Annotated in this window: 12 protein-coding genes; 10 read left to right on the top strand and 2 right to left on the bottom strand. The window is 30.4% G+C overall.

Features of this window, described 5'->3' with window-relative positions; translation table 11 throughout:
• Nucleotides 1-69 precede the first annotated feature (69 nt).
• A complete protein-coding gene (locus BN2667_RS04670; protein ID WP_054252190.1) occupies nt 70-936 on the top strand; it encodes a DUF6414 family protein in 867 nt (288 codons plus the stop codon).
• A 241-nt stretch (nt 937-1,177) separates the two neighbouring features.
• Here the strand turns inward: BN2667_RS04670 and guaA are convergent, their stop codons facing one another.
• Nucleotides 1,178-2,707 (bottom strand): glutamine-hydrolyzing GMP synthase, encoded by a 1,530-nt coding sequence (gene guaA / locus BN2667_RS04665; protein ID WP_054252189.1) that lies wholly within the window; start codon nt 2,705-2,707, stop codon nt 1,178-1,180.
• A 151-nt stretch (nt 2,708-2,858) separates the two neighbouring features.
• Here guaA and murI point away from each other — a divergent pair, with 151 nt between their 5' ends.
• Entirely contained in the window at nt 2,859-3,656 is a 798-nt protein-coding gene (gene murI, locus BN2667_RS04660; protein ID WP_054252188.1) for a glutamate racemase, read from the top strand.
• Nucleotides 3,657-3,832: 176 nt separating this feature from the next.
• Nucleotides 3,833-5,272: a nicotinate phosphoribosyltransferase gene (locus tag BN2667_RS04655; protein WP_054252187.1), complete on the top strand. Its 1,440-nt coding sequence runs from the start codon at nt 3,833-3,835 to the stop codon at nt 5,270-5,272.
• A 47-nt stretch (nt 5,273-5,319) separates the two neighbouring features.
• On the opposite strand, the gene BN2667_RS04650 is transcribed toward BN2667_RS04655, so the two are convergent.
• Nucleotides 5,320-6,072 carry an MltG/YceG/YrrL family protein gene (locus tag BN2667_RS04650; RefSeq protein ID WP_054252186.1) on the bottom strand — a complete coding sequence of 251 codons (753 nt, stop codon included), beginning with the start codon at nt 6,070-6,072 and terminating at the stop codon, nt 5,320-5,322.
• 211 nt (nt 6,073-6,283) lie between these two features.
• On the opposite strand from BN2667_RS04650, the gene BN2667_RS04645 reads away from it, so the two are divergent.
• From BN2667_RS04645 to BN2667_RS04615, 7 genes are read left to right on the top strand one after another with little or no spacing between them, the layout of a single operon-like run.
• Nucleotides 6,284-6,736 carry a QueT transporter family protein gene (locus tag BN2667_RS04645; protein ID WP_054252185.1) on the top strand — a complete coding sequence of 151 codons (453 nt, stop codon included), beginning with the start codon at nt 6,284-6,286 and terminating at the stop codon, nt 6,734-6,736.
• Between the two features lie 10 nt (nt 6,737-6,746).
• Nucleotides 6,747-7,730, top strand: a complete 984-nt coding sequence (locus BN2667_RS04640; RefSeq protein WP_054252184.1) for an RluA family pseudouridine synthase — start codon at nt 6,747-6,749, stop codon at nt 7,728-7,730.
• Nucleotides 7,717-9,345: a nucleoside kinase gene (locus BN2667_RS04635; protein WP_054252183.1), complete on the top strand. Its 1,629-nt coding sequence runs from the start codon at nt 7,717-7,719 to the stop codon at nt 9,343-9,345. The genes BN2667_RS04640 and BN2667_RS04635 overlap by 14 nt, the downstream gene beginning before the upstream one ends.
• 1 nt (nt 9,346) lies before the next feature.
• Nucleotides 9,347-10,240, top strand: coding sequence for an ROK family protein (locus BN2667_RS04630; protein ID WP_054252182.1), 894 nt, complete (start codon nt 9,347-9,349; stop codon nt 10,238-10,240).
• The gene (locus BN2667_RS04625; RefSeq protein WP_162200278.1) at nt 10,233-13,040 is read left to right on the top strand and encodes a PD-(D/E)XK nuclease family protein; all 2,808 of its coding nucleotides are present in this window, start codon (nt 10,233-10,235) and stop codon (nt 13,038-13,040) included. Before BN2667_RS04630 ends, BN2667_RS04625 begins: the two co-directional genes overlap by 8 nt.
• A complete protein-coding gene (locus tag BN2667_RS04620) occupies nt 13,030-16,272 on the top strand; it encodes a UvrD-helicase domain-containing protein (RefSeq protein ID WP_054252180.1) in 3,243 nt (1,080 codons plus the stop codon). Before BN2667_RS04625 ends, BN2667_RS04620 begins: the two co-directional genes overlap by 11 nt.
• Nucleotides 16,235-16,747: a hypothetical protein gene (locus BN2667_RS04615; RefSeq protein ID WP_154865156.1), complete on the top strand. Its 513-nt coding sequence runs from the start codon at nt 16,235-16,237 to the stop codon at nt 16,745-16,747. The genes BN2667_RS04620 and BN2667_RS04615 overlap by 38 nt, the downstream gene beginning before the upstream one ends.
• Nucleotides 16,748-16,777: the final 30 nt, after the last annotated feature.

Here is a 16,777-nt window from a genome sequence, read left to right as displayed (position 1 = left end):
TAATAAATCTAGAATATAAGATAAATAACATGAAAACCATACAATTTATAGGAAAGGCGATTTAAAGTAGTGAATAAAATAGAAAAGAATAAGCTTACAATACCAATCTATCTTAATACTAAAATAGTTTTTGATATGTTAGCTACAATTGAGGATGGCTTTGCAGATGTTAAAAATGTTCAAACTTCAAAAAATAAAAATCAAGTAAATGATATAGAATCAAATATAGGCACTAACAATCTATTCGCGTTTTTGAATATAGGAGTTCGTGGAAATCATAAAGGTACGTCAAATGATGGTGAAACTATTATTGAAGAAAGAACCCACACTCCAGTTTCTTTGTTCCAGCAACTAAAAGAACAATTGGAGAATGCAAAGTTTATTAATCGTGACATTAATAACTTAAATATTGGAGATTTTGTTGAAGTTCAAGGAACTCTGAAAAACAATCCAGTTATTGATATGTTATCTGGATTCAAAGAAATTATAACTTTAGCAAACTTATTTACTGATAACAATCCTAAAAATAATAAAAACAGAAAAGGAAATGTGTTGACAGATAAAAGGCTAAACTCCCAAATAGATGGTTTAATTAAAGGGCTTCAAGCAGATGGAAAAAAAGATATAATTTGTGAAGCAGATAAAATTAATATAATCCTTCCAACAGATGAAAATTACTTTTTAAATAATAATATGAGTGAAGTTACCGATGGAAACTATAAAATATTAGGAAAGGTTATTAAAGTTTGTATGGATGATGGGGAGATAAGCCTACTTAGAAATACAGTTTTTTCTAAGCTCCAATTAGATAAAATGAAAGAATTTCAAGAATTTTTTTCTGATCCATCTTTAGATCAATTCGTTGGTGAGGGCGGAATTAAAACTGTAATAAGTGCACCAGTTATTATGGTAATACCTATTGCAATATACATTTAGCTTTAAAAATTTTAATTAAATTAAATTACGTTAATTTGACCCTTCTCTAGAGAAAAAGAATAATAAAATGAACGCAAAAAGACCGCAGTTTTTAAACTACGGTCTTATTTTGCCCAAATGTAAACCACTTGGAACTATTATTTAGTTTATTCTTTTTTACTTCCAGTACCATTTGAGTACCAGCAGCCATTTTTCATTCTCTATATAGCTTGTAATTAAGCCATTTTAGAAAATTTTGCTACTATTCCCATTCAATTGTTGCTGGTGGTTTTGAGCTTATGTCGTAGACAACTCTGTTTATATGGTTGACTTCGCTAGTAATTCTAGTTGAAACTTTTTCTAAAACTTCAAATGGAATTTTTACCCAGTCAGCAACCATAAAGTCGTTGGTTTTTACTGCTCTTAGGGCTAGGGTGTAGTCGTAGGTTCTTTGATCGTTTTTTACTCCTACTGTTTGGATATTTGTTATTATTGCAAAGTACTGGCTGATTTCTCTATCAAGGCCTGCTAGGGCAATTTCTTCTCTAAAGATATAGTCAGCTTCTCTTAGAATATCTAATCTTTCTTTAGTAATTTCTCCCATTACTCTTACTGCTAGTCCTGGGCCAGGGAAGGGTTGTCTGTGGACTAAGTAGTCAGGCATCTCTAACTCTTCTCCCAGTCTTCTGACTTCGTCTTTGAATAAATCTTTTAATGGCTCTACTAGGTCTTTAAAGTCAATTACATCTGGTAGACCACCTACATTGTGGTGAGATTTAATTACTTGGTCGTCTTCTTTGCCTGATTCTATTATGTCAGGATAAATTGTTCCTTGGGCAAGGTAGTCTACTGAACCAACTTGTCTTCCAACTTCTTCAAAGACTCTTATAAATTCTTCGCCAATTATTTTTCTCTTCTTTTCTGGATCTGTGACACCTTTTAGTTTTCCTAAAAATCTTTCTTCTGCATCTAGTCTAATGAAGTTTAGGTCTTGATCTTTAAAAAATCCTTCAACTTCGTCGCCTTCATTTTTTCTCATTAGTCCAGTATCAACAAAGACACAGGTTAGGTTTTTGCCTATGGCTTTGGAAATTAAGGCTGCACAAACTGATGAGTCAACTCCACCTGATAGGGCAAGGAGAACTTTTTTATCTCCAACTTGGTCTTTAATTTTTTGGATTTGGGCTTCTTTAAAGTTTTTTACTGTCCAGTCTCCTTGGCACTTGCAAATATTATAAAGGAAGTTTTTAATTAGCTCTGTACCATTTTCACTTGTTGATAGTTCTGGATGGTATTGGACTAGGTAAAGTGATTTTTCTTCGTTTAGTGCTGAGACAAAATCTCCGTCTTTTGTTTGTTGGATTATTTCGTAACCTGGTCCAAGGTCAGATGATTTTATAAAAAATGAAGTCCAAACCTTAGAAGGGCTGTTAATATCTGCTAACAAGTTGTGTTTACTTGTGTTTTCAATTTCTACAAGGTCATTAAGGTCTTGGCAACTTTCAATTTTGCCGCCGTTATTTTTTATTATTTCTTCAATTGCATAGTTTATTGCAAGTATTGGAAGTTTTGTTTTTCTTAATTCTTCTATTACTAATTTATGCTTGTCAGTTAAATCTTTGCCTGCTTGGCCAATTAAAATTATGCCAAGGGGCTTATTTTCTTTTATATGGTCAAGGGCTTTTTTATAGGGAATAACTTGACAATATACATTAAGATCTCTTATTCGTCTAGCTACTAGCTGGCAGTGTTGACCACCAAAGTCTATAACTGTTATTTCTTGATGTTTCATTTAAACCTCCTAAGTATTTATATTTACAATATTATCACTTTATTTTTTTTCTTTCAATAAGGCGAAAAAGTTTTAGGAAAATTTTCATTTTTCTTAAGTAAACTTGCTTTTATTTGTTATAATAAGGAGTGTAAGAAAAAGGAGGGTAAGTATGAATAAAAAAATTGGAGTTTTTGACAGTGGTTTAGGAGGACTTACTGTTTTAAAAGAATTGTACAAGGCAATGCCTGCTGAAGACTTTTATATTTTTGGAGATACGAAAAACGTTCCCTATGGGACTAGACCAGGGGAAGAAATCGAAAGCCTTTCATATTCTGCTTTTAAAAAATTAGAGAATTTGGGTTTAAAAGCTTTTGTTATAGCATGCAATACTGCTACTGTTTATTCGTTAGAAAAAATTTCAAAGTCCACTGACATTCCTGTTGTAGGTGTTATTGAGCCAGGAGTAATGGCTGCTTTAGAAAATGATCTGGAAAAGGTTTTAGTGCTTGCAACTGAGGCGACTATAAGGTCAGGACTTATACAAAAATTATTAAAGGCAGGCAAACCTTCTATTGAAGTTGAAGGCATTGGCGCTCCAAAAATGGTTTTAGCTGTAGAAAATGGTTTAGGGAAAAGTGAAGAAGGAAGAAAAATTGTCTACTCTTACTTAGACCAAGCTACTATTGATCCTGACGGAGTTATGTTATCTTGTACTCATTTCCCAGTTTTGCAAGACTTTGTAGTTGACTATTATAAGGAAAAGGGTAAGGATATAAAAATTATTGATCCAGCGAAAAAATGTGCTGAGATAATTAAAGGAGAGCTTGCAAAAGAGGGAATGTTAACTTCTGAAAAAGATAAGGGCAAGGTGGAATTTTTTACTTCAGGTGACACTGAATCGTATAAAAAAATTGGAAATGTAATTTTAGGAGATACTTTGACAATTGATGAAGTTAAAAACTTATAGCCATGTGGATTTTAAGTAATAATCCATGGATGATTTACTTATTAAAAAAAGAAACTCATATAGTATTAAAATAATTATAGAAAAATTTTTCTATTTGACTTTAGCAGCCTCTTTATTGAGGCTGTTATTTTTTATAATGTGTTGTATAATCTATTTATAAAATGAGGAGAGTGAAAATGAAAGATTTAAACAAACTTAATTTATTAACTGACTTCTATGAACTATCTATGGGCAATGGATTTTTACAAACGGGCCATGAAGATACAATAGTTTATTTTGATGTCTACTTTAGAAAAATTCCAGACGATGGAGGTTATGCAGTTTTTGCTGGTCTAGAAAATGTCGTAAACTATATTGAAAACCTATCTTTTGATGAAGATGAGATTTCTTATTTAAGAGAAAATCACAATCTTTCTGAAGAATATTTAGACTATCTAAAAAACTTTGAATTTAAATGCGACATTTGGTCCTTTGAAGAAGGGGAAACTGTTTATCCTAACGAACCTTTAATGATTATAAGAGGTCCGATTATTCAAGTTCAACTAATGGAGACTTTGATCTTACTTACTATTAACCACCAGTCTCTAATAGCTACAAAAACAAGAAGAATTGTAAATGCTGCTGAAGGTAGGGCAGTTTCAGAATTTGGCTCAAGAAGAGCCCAAGGTTATTCTGCTTCTCTTTATGGAGCTAGGGCATCTTATATTGGAGGAGCTATTGGAACTTCCAATACCTTGGCAGGAAAGATGTTTGATATTCCAGCCTTGGGAACAATGGCCCACTCCTGGGTACAGTTTTTTGATAGCGAATATGAAGCCTTTAAGGCCTATGCAGAAACTTATCCAGAAAATTGCAATCTTCTTATTGACACCTATGACGTTTTAAAAGAAGGCCTGCCTAATGCCATTAAAGTTTTTGATGAAGTTGTTGTTCCAAGTGGTCACAGGCCAACAGGTGTTAGAATTGACAGTGGGGACATTGCCTACTTAAGCAAGCAAATTAGAAAGACCCTTGATGCCCATGGCTATGAAGATGTAAAAATTATGGTTTCAAATTCCTTAGATGAAAAAATAATTAAGTCTCTCTTAGACCAAGGAGCCCAAATCGATTCCTTTGGTGTAGGTGAAAGACTAATAACTGCAAAAAGCGATCCAGTTTTTGGTGGAGTATACAAACTTGTAGCTGTTGAAAAAAATGAAGAAATCATTCCAAAAATTAAAATTAGCGAAAATGTAGAAAAAATTACAACTCCTGGCTTTAAACAAGTCTATAGGTTTTATTCAAATAAAGATGATGCTCCACTGGCTGATTTAGTATGTCTGCACGATGAAAAATATGAAGATACAGATTCTGTTGAAATATTTCATCCAAACTTTACTTGGAAGAGAAGAACTCTTACCGACTATCAGGCAGTAAAAATGTTAAAGAGAATTTATAAGGACGGAAAACTAGTCTACAAACTTCCAAGCCTTAATCAGATAAAAGAAAAATCTGAAAAAGCAGTTGCTAGACTTTGGGAAGAACAAAAGAGATTAGAATATCCTCACGAATATTATGTAGACTTGAGTTTAGATCTTTGGACATTAAAAGATAAATTATTAAAGGAAAAAAGATAATGATAAAGAAAAACTTCTGCCTAAGAAAGTCTTAAGCAGAAGTTTTTTTATTGTTCATTTAGTGTTATTGACTCTATTAAGTCTATATTTTTAATATTTCTTGGTAGCCTATATTTGCCAGGTTTTATTTCATCTAAAAGATTTGCATCTTCTAAGAGATTTATAAAAGTTGTGGTATCTTGGATTAGGCCAGCTTCTTTTAATGTATTAGACACTTCAATAGGTCCATCTTCTTCTTTTATTTCAAAAGTAACCAAGTCGATTGTTTCTTCTTTTTCAACATTCTTCGAGGAAATACTTTCGTTAACTGTTTCAGTGTGAGTAATTTCAGAAATCAAATCTCTATTTCGAATATCTGATGGGACTTCATAGGTTCCAGGCTCGATTTTATCAATTAACTTAGTTGATTCTAACATCATTTTAAAAGAAGTAGGGTCATTTATAAGACCTGCAGCTAGAATACTATCACAAACTTCGTCTACACTTTGGTTGGCTTTAATTTCAAAAGAAACTATTGATCCCTTCGATTTCAAAAATTCTTCTTCAGCTTGGATTTGTTCTTCGCTTGGCCTGCCACCCTTGTAGATAATTTTTGCAGGACTTAGATCTACAACTTCTTCTTCGCTATTTAAATTAAGTTTTTTGCTTATGAAATTTTCGTTATCAATTATTCCAACATCAAAAAGATTATTTAGTTTTGAAAAAACAAACAATCCTAAAACTGCTATAATTATTACATAAGACAACTTTGAAAATAGATAGCTAAGGACGTCTAGGAACTTATTAAATATATTTTTCATTTTTATCCTTTCAAATTAAAGTGAATTTTCTTAAAAGTTACATTATAATTAATACAATAAGTATTTTATCACATTTTATCTTAAAGTAAAAAGAAAGACTATAATTACACTAAAATTTTTTAATTTTCATATAAAATTTTAAAAGAGAAGTTTGTACTTATAGAAAAAATCTTTGTGGTATTATAAAAGTGACAGATAAAAGGAGAAGTTAATGGAGATAAAAGATTTAACAAAAAAAGCGATTTTAATAGGCATATATTTTATTTTAATAAACATAAACCCAATTGGTTTTGGGATGATCCAATTTAGAATAGGAGAGGCCATGTCGGTAATTCCATTTTGTAATAGAAAGTACGTTGGAACTTTTATATTGGCAGCAGGCCTTGCAAATATTTTTTCGCCTCTTGGCATAATCGATATTGGAGTTGGAATTTCCTGTGCAGCAATAACTTATGCTATTTCTAAATATGTAAAAAACAAACATATAAATGCGGCGATTTTTTCTTTAATATCCGGCCTTTTTGTTGGACTGGCCTTGTATTATACTTCTGGCTTAAATTTTTTTATCTCTTTTATTTCAATAAGTCTTAGCCAGCTAATAATAACAAATGTTGGAGTTTATATTTTTAGCCTAAAACAATTACAAGAAATAATTATGGACTAAAGGATGGAAAATGAAAGAAATAATAATTAATGAAGACCAAAAAGGTCAGAGGATAGACAGGTATCTTAGAAAACTTTTAGGAAATGCCTCACTGTCTTTTTTGTACAAGCAACTTAGAAAAAAGAATATAGTAGTTAACGATAAAAAGGTAAATGAAAAATATATTTTAAAAGAGAATGACCTAATAAAAATATACTTTTCTGATGAAACTATAGAAAAATTTAAGACCAAAGAAAAGATTCCTAAATCAAATGTAAAAATAAATGTAGTCTATGAAGATGAAAATATTATAGTTATGAACAAGGAAGCAGGACTTCTTTCTCACGCCGCTAAAAAGAATTATAGAGAAGACAATTTAGTTGATGGAATGACTTCTTATTTAATAAAAAAAGGAGACTACCAGCCTAAAAGATCTTCTACCTTTAGTCCAGCTCTAGCAAATAGACTAGATAGAAATACATCTGGCTTAATTATTGGAGCTAAAACCTACGCCGCCTTACAAGAATTAAATAGGGTTCAAAGGGAAAATAGCTTAGATAAATTTTATAAAACTATTGTAGTCGGAAAAGTTGATGGAGAAAAGATCGAAAAAGCTTACTTTGAAAAACTAGCAGACAAGGACAACCAAGTTAGAATATCTAAAAATAAAACTGAAAATAGTAAAGAGGTTGTAACTGGTTACAAGTCCTTAAAGACAGGAGAGAGATATAGTCTTCTAGAAATAGATTTAATAACTGGTAGAACACATCAAATTAGGGCCCATCTAGCTTATTTAAAAATGCCATTAGTTGGAGATAGAAAGTATGGATTAGCTAGAATCAACAAGTATTTCAAAGACAAGTATGGACTTAAAAACCAACTACTTCATTGTTATAAGTTAGTTTTCAATGGTTTTGAAGGTGACTTTTCCTACTTAAATGGAAAGATTATAGAAATAGAAAACACTGAGATTTTAAATAGAATTATTAAAGGAGAAATAGATGAAGAAAATTAAAATTTTTGCTGAAGATATTAAAACTGCTGATATAAGCTATTTTGACTATGCCAAAAATAAGATAGACAATTACAAAGACTATCCTATTTGCAAAGTTGGAAATAAAATTGTAGACTTGCGAGAAAAGATAGAAAAAGACAAGGAAGTTGAATTTTTAGATATTTCTTACAAATGGGGAAATAGAACCTATACAAAAACTTTGAGTTTAGTTTTTGCTATGGCTTTAAATCGTCTGTATCCTCAAATAGAGGCAGACCTAAATCACTATATAGGGGCAGGTCTTTATATTGACTTTGCAAATAGACAAGGACTTAGAATAGAAGAAATTGAAAAAATAAAAAAAGAAATGGATGACATTATTGCAGCTAACTATGAAATTAAGACTTACACTGTTTCTAAAAATGAAGCTATTGAAATTTTTAAAGACAAAAATCCAGAGATAATAAGACTTTTATCTACAATTGAAGAAGACATTGATGTTGGAATTTGTCAGTGTCAAGAATTAATAGACATTAATTATTCAATTTTAGCTCCAACAACTGGCTATATTTCTAGCTACAAGTTAATGAACTATTATCCTGGACTACTACTAATTTCTCCTAATATTAAAAACAATTTCGATGCTTCTAACTACAAGGAGATGCCAAAACTTGCAAAAGTCTTCCAAGATTCAACTGACCATTATAAACTTTTAGGGCTAAATAAACTTGCAGATATAAATGAAAAGATTTTATCTGGCCAAGCAAAAAAGATAATGCAAATCTCAGATGCAATTTTCACAAAAAAAATAATGGATATTGCAAGTAAAATACACAACGACAAGGACATAAAAATGGTGTTGATTTCTGGACCTACTTCATCTGGCAAAACTACTTTTACTGGCAAGCTAAAAATTTATTTAGAAGCTCTTGGCTATTCAACAATAATGATTTCTATGGACGACTACTTTGTCGATAGGGAAAAAACTCCCTTAGATAAAAATGGAGAATTTGACTTTGAGTCACCTTATGCAGTTGATCTCGATCTTTTTAATAAGGATATGTACAGGCTTTTAAACCAAGAAAAAATTTATAAAAGAGAATTTGATTTCCTAACTGGCCTGGGCATGTACAAGGATGAAGAAATTGTTCCTGATGGCCATACAATTATTATGATTGAAGGGATTCACGCCCTTAATCCTCTAATATCAAAATTAATTCCAGAAAAAAATAAGTACAAGGTTTATATTTCCGCTTTGAACCAAGTTAACTTAGACTCCCATAATAGAGTTTCAACAACTGATGGAAGACTAATTCGTAGAAGTGTTAGAGACCACAACTTTAGAGGTTACAGTATAGAAGAAACCTTTAAAATGTGGGACAATATTGGCAAGGCTGAAGAAAAATATATTTTTCCATTCCAAGAAAAGGCAGATGCTTTAATAAGCTCGTCTCTACCTTATGAGTCAGCAGTATTAAAAAAACATATCGTTCCAATGCTAGAGACAATTGAAGAAGACTCTGAATATTATAGCGAAGCTAGGAACGTTTTGGAAACTTTAAAATATGTTGTATCAATAGATGATGATAAATTAGTTAGCAGTGAGTCTCTTTTAAGAGAATTTATAGGTGATTAAGATGAAATATGCAATAGGTATTGATCTGGGAGGCACTGGAGTAAAAGGCGGCTTAGTTGATGAAAATGGAAAAATCATTAAAAGTCTTTCAACTAAAACTTCTAAAGTAAACAAAGAAGTTATAAGAGCCATAGCTGATTTAATAAATGATCTAAAAACGGATTTGCCAATTGAAGGAGTAGGAGTAGGCTCACCTGGAACAATTGACTATAAAGAAGGCAAGGTTCTTACAATTGGTGGCAATGTTGAAGGCTGGATTGGCATGAATATAAAAAAAGAATTAGAAGCCATCCATCCAAATTTAAAATTTAAAATAGACAATGATGCCAACTGTGCAGGCCTTTGTGAAATGTGGCTTGGAGCAGGGAAGGGATATGATTCTGCCTTGGCTATAACTTTAGGGACAGGTCTTGGAGGTTTTATTTTCTACAAAGACCACATTATTAGAGGAGCAAGGTATAGGGCGTCAGAACTTGGTCACACAATTCTCTATCCCAATGGTAGACTTTGTGCTTGTGGTCAAAGAGGCTGTACAGAAAGATATGTTGGCGGAACTGGTTTAGAAGAAACATATTTTGAGTTTTCAGGTCAAAGAAAATCTGGTTTTGAAATTATGGAATCCTTTAAAAGCGATCCTTATGCAAAGATGACTGTAGAAAAATTTGTCGACGACTTGGCTACAGCAACTGTTTCTTTTAAAAATTTTTTCGATCCAGAAGTTTTTATAGTTGGTGGAGGAGTTATTAATTCCTCACATATTTGGTGGGATGATTATTTAAGAGCCTACCAAGAAAAAATAAATTCCTTTGATCAAATGCCTATAGTAAAAGCAAAGTTTTTAAATAACGCAGGAATTATTGGAGCTGCATCTTTAATTTTAAATGAATATGAATAAGTTAATTATAAGAGAAATAGGTTATGACTTTAATAGGGACAATATTAATGATTTTAAAAATCTAGCTGCTAGGGATAGGTTGAAGACAATTTTTATCTTAGCCAACTATTCTCAACTGGACCATATGAGAAAAGCCCTTGCAGAAGCAGTAGGTGGAGTTTCTATTAAGAACATCCTAACCTTTGATGACCTAGTAAGTGATTTTAAAGCCCCTAAGAAAAAATATATATCAAGAGAAGAGGGGGCATGGATAATAAAAAAGATTTTAGAAGATGAATCTTATACTTATTCGTCATCTCTAGGCACAGCCAAAGAAATTTTTAATTATCTTTTAGATTTAAAGTCTCATGAAATAGACAGCGAAACTTATAAATCTCAAGTATACGAAGACTTAGATTTAAAAAATCTAGCAAATATATACAAGACCTACGAAGATTTTTTAAAGAAAAATTCATTAGAAGATGATATAGGCCTATATTTTGACGGGATAAAAAATCTAAAGAATAGCCAAAAAATTAAAGACTACGACATTGTCATAAACGGTTTTATTGAATTTAGAAGGCAGGAGCTTAAACTAATTAAAAGCTTAATGGAAATGGGAAATCAAATCACTGTCCAGTTTCCTTTTTATACCAAAAGACCTAATAGGAAAGTAATAAAGACAAGGAAGGACCTTGAAGCCCTATCTTTTGTAATTGACGAGACCTTTGAGGCTTCTAATGTTAACCTTGGTCTAGATATATTTTCAGACCAAGAAAAAACTTTTGACATAGAGACTATAGTTTTGCCAGCAGCTAATAAGCTTGAAGAAATTAAGCAGGTTATAAATTACATTAACAAAAACCTAGCTGATATACCCTTAGACCAAATTTCTCTAATAATTCCAAATGACTATGAAAATATTTTAAAAACCCTTGGCAAGGAAGAAAAGCTAGATCTAAATATTATGAACGAAGAAAAGCTAAGGTCCTTGCCTTTAATTTCTTCTATTTTAAATTTTTTATATTTTGTTAAAAATGATGAAAAGAAAAAACTTATTTCTTGTTTTTACGATGACAATTTAAACTTCAATAATTATACTGACAAAAATATAAATAAAAATGAATTTGTAGGAGCCTTAAGAGAATTTGACTACAAGGGCTTGTATTACAAGTATAAAAACATTGATTTAGACCTTAAAAAATTTTTAGAAGGACTTAAGAAAGAGCTTAATGTTTTTAAGAATGAACCTATTGATTATTTAAAAAATAATTTTTGTGAGGAAAACTTTAAAGGCGAAATCTTAAAGAATTTTATAAAAAACCAAGATGAAAAAATTTTATCAGATTATTTACAGGCCGTAGATGCTTTGGGAAAAATTTTATTCAAAGTTGAAAACTTTAAAAACATATTAAACCTTAACATTGACGATACTTTAGATCTATTAATAAATTATTTAGAAGACGAAAATTACTATGCTTCTAATAAAACCCAAGGCCTCCAAGTTCTAAAGGCGGTAAATTCTATAGGTATAAATACTCCCTATAAAATTATTTGTGGTTTAAACTACGATTATCCAAAAATATCTACTAAAGGCTACTTGTATAGCGACAAGTTTAAAAACTTTCATAAGAAGTTAAACTTTAAAGTTGAAGACTATTATGAAGCCTACGATAATAGCATACTTTTATACTCTCAAACTGTTTCATTTGCAGAAAATTTAATTTTTTCCTATATTTTTTCAGATATGGATGCAAAAGACTCAAGGTCTGTCTTGTTAAATGATACTCTAAAGAGAATTAATGCTGACTATTTAAGCGATTATGCAAGTAAGGACTTTCCAATAAATTTTCTAGGCCATGAAGACGATGACTTTAATCACTTATCAAAGAGTCAGGCTTTAAATATAAATAGGCTTACAGATCTTTATGAAGAGAGAAAAGATTTTAGTCCAAGTCTTAATGGATTTGTTGAAGCTATTAAAGAGAAAGATTTGTACTTTCACAGGTCAGAGTATTCGCCAAAAATGTTAGGTTACTACAATGACTGTCCATTTAAATACTATATGGCCTATATATTAAAATATGAAAGCCTAGACCTAGATTACAAAGACAGTTTTTTTATAGATAAGGGAAATATCTATCACAAGGTTTTAGAAGAATTTTTTAAGGAAGATGACTATAAATTTTTATCAGATGAAGAAATGGAAGAAAGGCTAGTTAGAATAATTGATGACATTGATGCTAAAATGGATTCTCAATTTAAGCTTCAAGACTATCAAAAAGAAATTTATAAAAATTATCTTTTCGCCTATATAAAAAAAGACCTAGCCAACCAAAAAGCTTTTTTAAAAGATTTTTGGGCCAGATATTTTGAAAAAAATATAAAAAACACCTATGACAAGATTAATATTTACGGCAAAGTTGACAGAGTTGACCTAGGAGATGATGGATCATATATAATTTACGACTACAAGTCTCGGGCTATACCGACAAAAAACTCCTTTGCAGAATTTAAAAACATCCAGCTTTCTCTTTACGGCCTTATCCTTGGCCAAGAAAAACTTGCTGGCATAAGTTATGGATCAATAGAAAACGAAAGACTGGCAAACTTTCTATTTAAAAAAGAATATCTAAAAAAAGGCGAGGAAGATACAGAGATAGAAGAATATTTTTCTCAGCTAAAAACTTTAGTTGAAGAAATTGATTCGAAGATTCAAGAAGGAGACTTTATGCTAAAGCCTATTGATGATAGAACATGCCAAGTGTGTCCTTATGGACTAATATGCAGAAAAGAGGACCTAGGAATTAATGAAATTTAATAAAGACCAAGAGCTTGCTATAAACACCATAGACGAAAATGTTTGTGTTGTAGCTGGAGCTGGAACAGGAAAAACAGCAATTTTAACTCATAGGTTTATAAATATAATAAAAAAATCTCCCTTAGAACCTAGCCAGGCCATGGAAAAAATTTTAGCCATAACCTTTACCAAGAAGGCAACTAAGGAAATGGTCGACAGAATTTCTAAGGAGATTAATATATTAGAAAGTGAAGATCCTAGATTTCAAGGTCTATATAAAAACATAGGATTTTTAAATATTTCTACTATAGACAGCTTTTGCCAAAAAATCATTAGTGAAAATTCCTTTAAACTAGGTCTGCCCTCTGATTATAAAATTATTGAAGAGGCAGAGGCCAATCTTATTTTAAATAAGGCATTGGAAGAAGTCTTTGATAAATATTTACAAAGTGACCAGACTTTGACCAAGTATTTAGTTGAAAAAAACTATGCCAAAAAAGATTTTTTCTTATACGAACTTAGAGACATTTATAAAAAAATAAAAGCTAAGGGCTACGACTTTGATGAGCTATTAGAAAAAAATCCACTTTATAATTTAGAAGATTTTAACTTAGATATTTTTCTCTTTAAAGTAGCAGAAACAGTAGAGAGTTTAAGAGAAGAAAAGATAATTAACGGCAGAGATAAAATAGTCAAAGATATTAAAAATGGCCTTCTTGACGATTTAAAAACTGAAGACCAAGAAATAATCAAGGCAGGCCTTTATGAACTAAAAAAAGGCCTTGATAATCTTTCTAAAAAATCTGATGTAGACTTTCTTCAAAAGGACTTAAAGCTTATAATTTTATCTTACGAAAAAGATGACTTAGTTTATTATGAACTAATAAATTCTATGCTTAAAGATCTTGATAGGATTTATATGGAAGGGAAGAAGATCAAGGGACTAGTAGAATTTTCAGATCTTTTATATTATACAAATGTCCTTTTAGATGATAAAAAAATTTTAGACGAGATAAAAAATAAATATAGTCACATTATGATAGATGAGTTTCAAGATACAAACTCCTATCAAAAAAAGATCTTCTATAAAATTTCCACAGATAAAAATCTTTTAGACAGAAAAAATCTATTTGTAGTAGGGGACCCTAAGCAATCTATTTATGGCTTTAGAGGTTCTGATTTAAATGTCTTTAAAGAAGTTAGGGAAGACATAGAAAAAACTGGTGGAAAAATCATAGAATTAAAAGAAAATTATAGGTCTTCTCATACCTTAGTTAATTATGCTAATGACTTATTTACAAGACTAATGGCGAAAGACTATACAAACTTAGAAGCAAAAATTCCTTGGGCTAAAGATGACTTGTACAATAAAAAAATTGAGTATGTAAACATTGTAGCTGAAGAAGGAGACCAGCTAGAAGAAGGAGAAATTGTAGCTAGAAAAATTTTAGATTTACAAAACCAAGGACGAGACTTATCTGAGATAGGTGTCTTGTTTAGGTCGTCTACAAAACTGGCTGAACTTGAATACTATCTTTCAGCCTATAATATTCCTTATATAAATCCAAAGTCCAGAAACTTTTATAATAAGAGAGAGATTTTAGATATAATTTTATTTTTTAAGTTCTTAAATAATCCAGAAGACTCAGAAAGCCTTTATGGTCTTTTAAGAAGTAATTTTTTTATAATAGACGATAATAGTCTTTTTAAGTTAGCCAAAGCTTCTGACAAGAGCCTAAAATATAACCTCTTTAATTATTCAGGAGATGATGGAGATTTAATATTTGCTAGGGGCGTTTTAGAAAATATTTTATCTATTAAAAATAATGTTTCTATATATGAAATTTTTAAAACTTTTATTAACAACTGTAACTACTATGAATTTTTAACTATAACATCTTCTACAAAACAAGAAATTGAAAATGTAAAAAAGTTTGAGGAAATGATCCTTATATTTGAAGAAAACAACTCTTCTTCTATAAATGAATTTTTAGACTTTCTCTTGTTAGAAGAAAAAGGCGATCTAAATGAAGCCCTAGTTTTATCTACTAAAGGCGCAGTTAATTTAATGACTATTCATGGATCCAAAGGTCTTGAATTTAAAAGTGTAATTTTTTATGATAGCCAAAATAGTCCAGCAAAAGAAAAGAACTCTATAATTTTAAACGATAAATATGGTTACGGAATAAGGACATCAAAAGATAGTCAAGCCTTCTCCTTGGTCCAAGATAAAAACTTCTTAGAAGACCTCGAAGAAAGGGATAGACTTTTATATGTATGTGTAACCAGAGCCAAGGAAGATTTTATATTTATATCAACTAAAGAAAATCTAAGATCAGCTGATGACAATAGTTTTTTAGCCTTACTTGAATCATTAGAAGATTATGATTATAAAATAATAAAAGATATGCCAAAACAGATTTTAGGAAAAAAAGAAATCAGAAAAATATCTACTGATGAAAGTGAACTAAGAGATAGTAAACTTAGGCCAAAAGAAAAAATAAAAACTACAAGTAGTATTTCAGCCTATATGGTCTATAAAAGATGTCCAAGAGAATACTACTATAAATACAAGCTAGGCCTTCAAGATGAAATCAAAATTTCTACTGACTCAGAAGAAGATTTCTATAATTATGAAGATGAATTGAAATTTAAAGATGAGTTCCCACTATCACCTACAGAGTATGGCAGCCTAGTTCACTCTATAATAGAAGAAATTGAAATCTATACAGATATTAATGATCTAATTGCTTTAAAACTAAAAGATTATAGTGTAGATAATGATCTTAGAATTATTAAAAGGTTGGGAAAAAACCTTAGGTCTTATAAAAACAATATAATCAAAGGAGAGAAGTATTTTGAGTTTCCTTTTATTTTAAATTTAGAAAGTGGATTTATCCAAGGAGCTATAGACCAGTTAATTCTTTCAGAAAATGGAATAATAATTGTAGACTTTAAAACTAATAGATACGGAAAAACTTTTGATTTGGCAAAGACTTATAAAGATCAAATTTTAATTTATTCATTAGCAGCTGAAGAAATTTTTTCCAAACCAATAAAGGGATCTTATTTATTATTTTTAGAAGCTAATGAATTAGTTGAAATTACATTAGTTAAAGAGGAAATAGAAAAATTGAAAAAAGATTTAAACTACTTCTTGAGATTTATAAGAGACAATGATAGTATAGACAAGTACAATTATTGTCAGACTTGTAATGACTATTGTAAATACAAAGATTTATGTAACAGGTGATAAAATTATTATGTTTTATAAAGACTTGGCTATAGAGGACTTACAGCTACAAAGTATAATAGAAATAGGCCTAGAACTTTCTAGAGAACTAGACTCAATTACAAATCTTCTTAAGGATAATTTAGATGAGCTAGATTTATTTCTAACTAATAATTCTTACAGAGGCAAGGCTCTTGATAGTAGAATTGCTGATTATCTATTTAAAAAATTAGAATTCAGCGAAAGGTTTATCGACTTATTTGAATCAGAGTTGGAACAAGTCACTAATTATGATAGATCAAATGGTTTTTTAGATATAAATGATGAATTTATAGACCAAGATATTTTTAATAAAGATATAAATTTTTTTTCTAGAATTAAAATTGAAGAATTTATAGAAAACATTGAAGATGTTAGGTCTATTATTGATGATATTACTAACAGTTTATTTATGCAAAAATCTAATAACTCTTTGGCATCTAGATTAATGATGTAAAAAACAACCTTAAAATTTAGGGAAATAGCA

The sequence above is a fragment of the Neofamilia massiliensis genome, from assembly GCF_001299475.1.
GTDB classification, from domain to species: domain Bacteria; phylum Bacillota; class Clostridia; order Tissierellales; family Peptoniphilaceae; genus Neofamilia; species Neofamilia massiliensis.
Note: the sequence above shows the minus strand (reverse complement) of the source record. Positions and strands in the feature narration are given on the sequence as shown.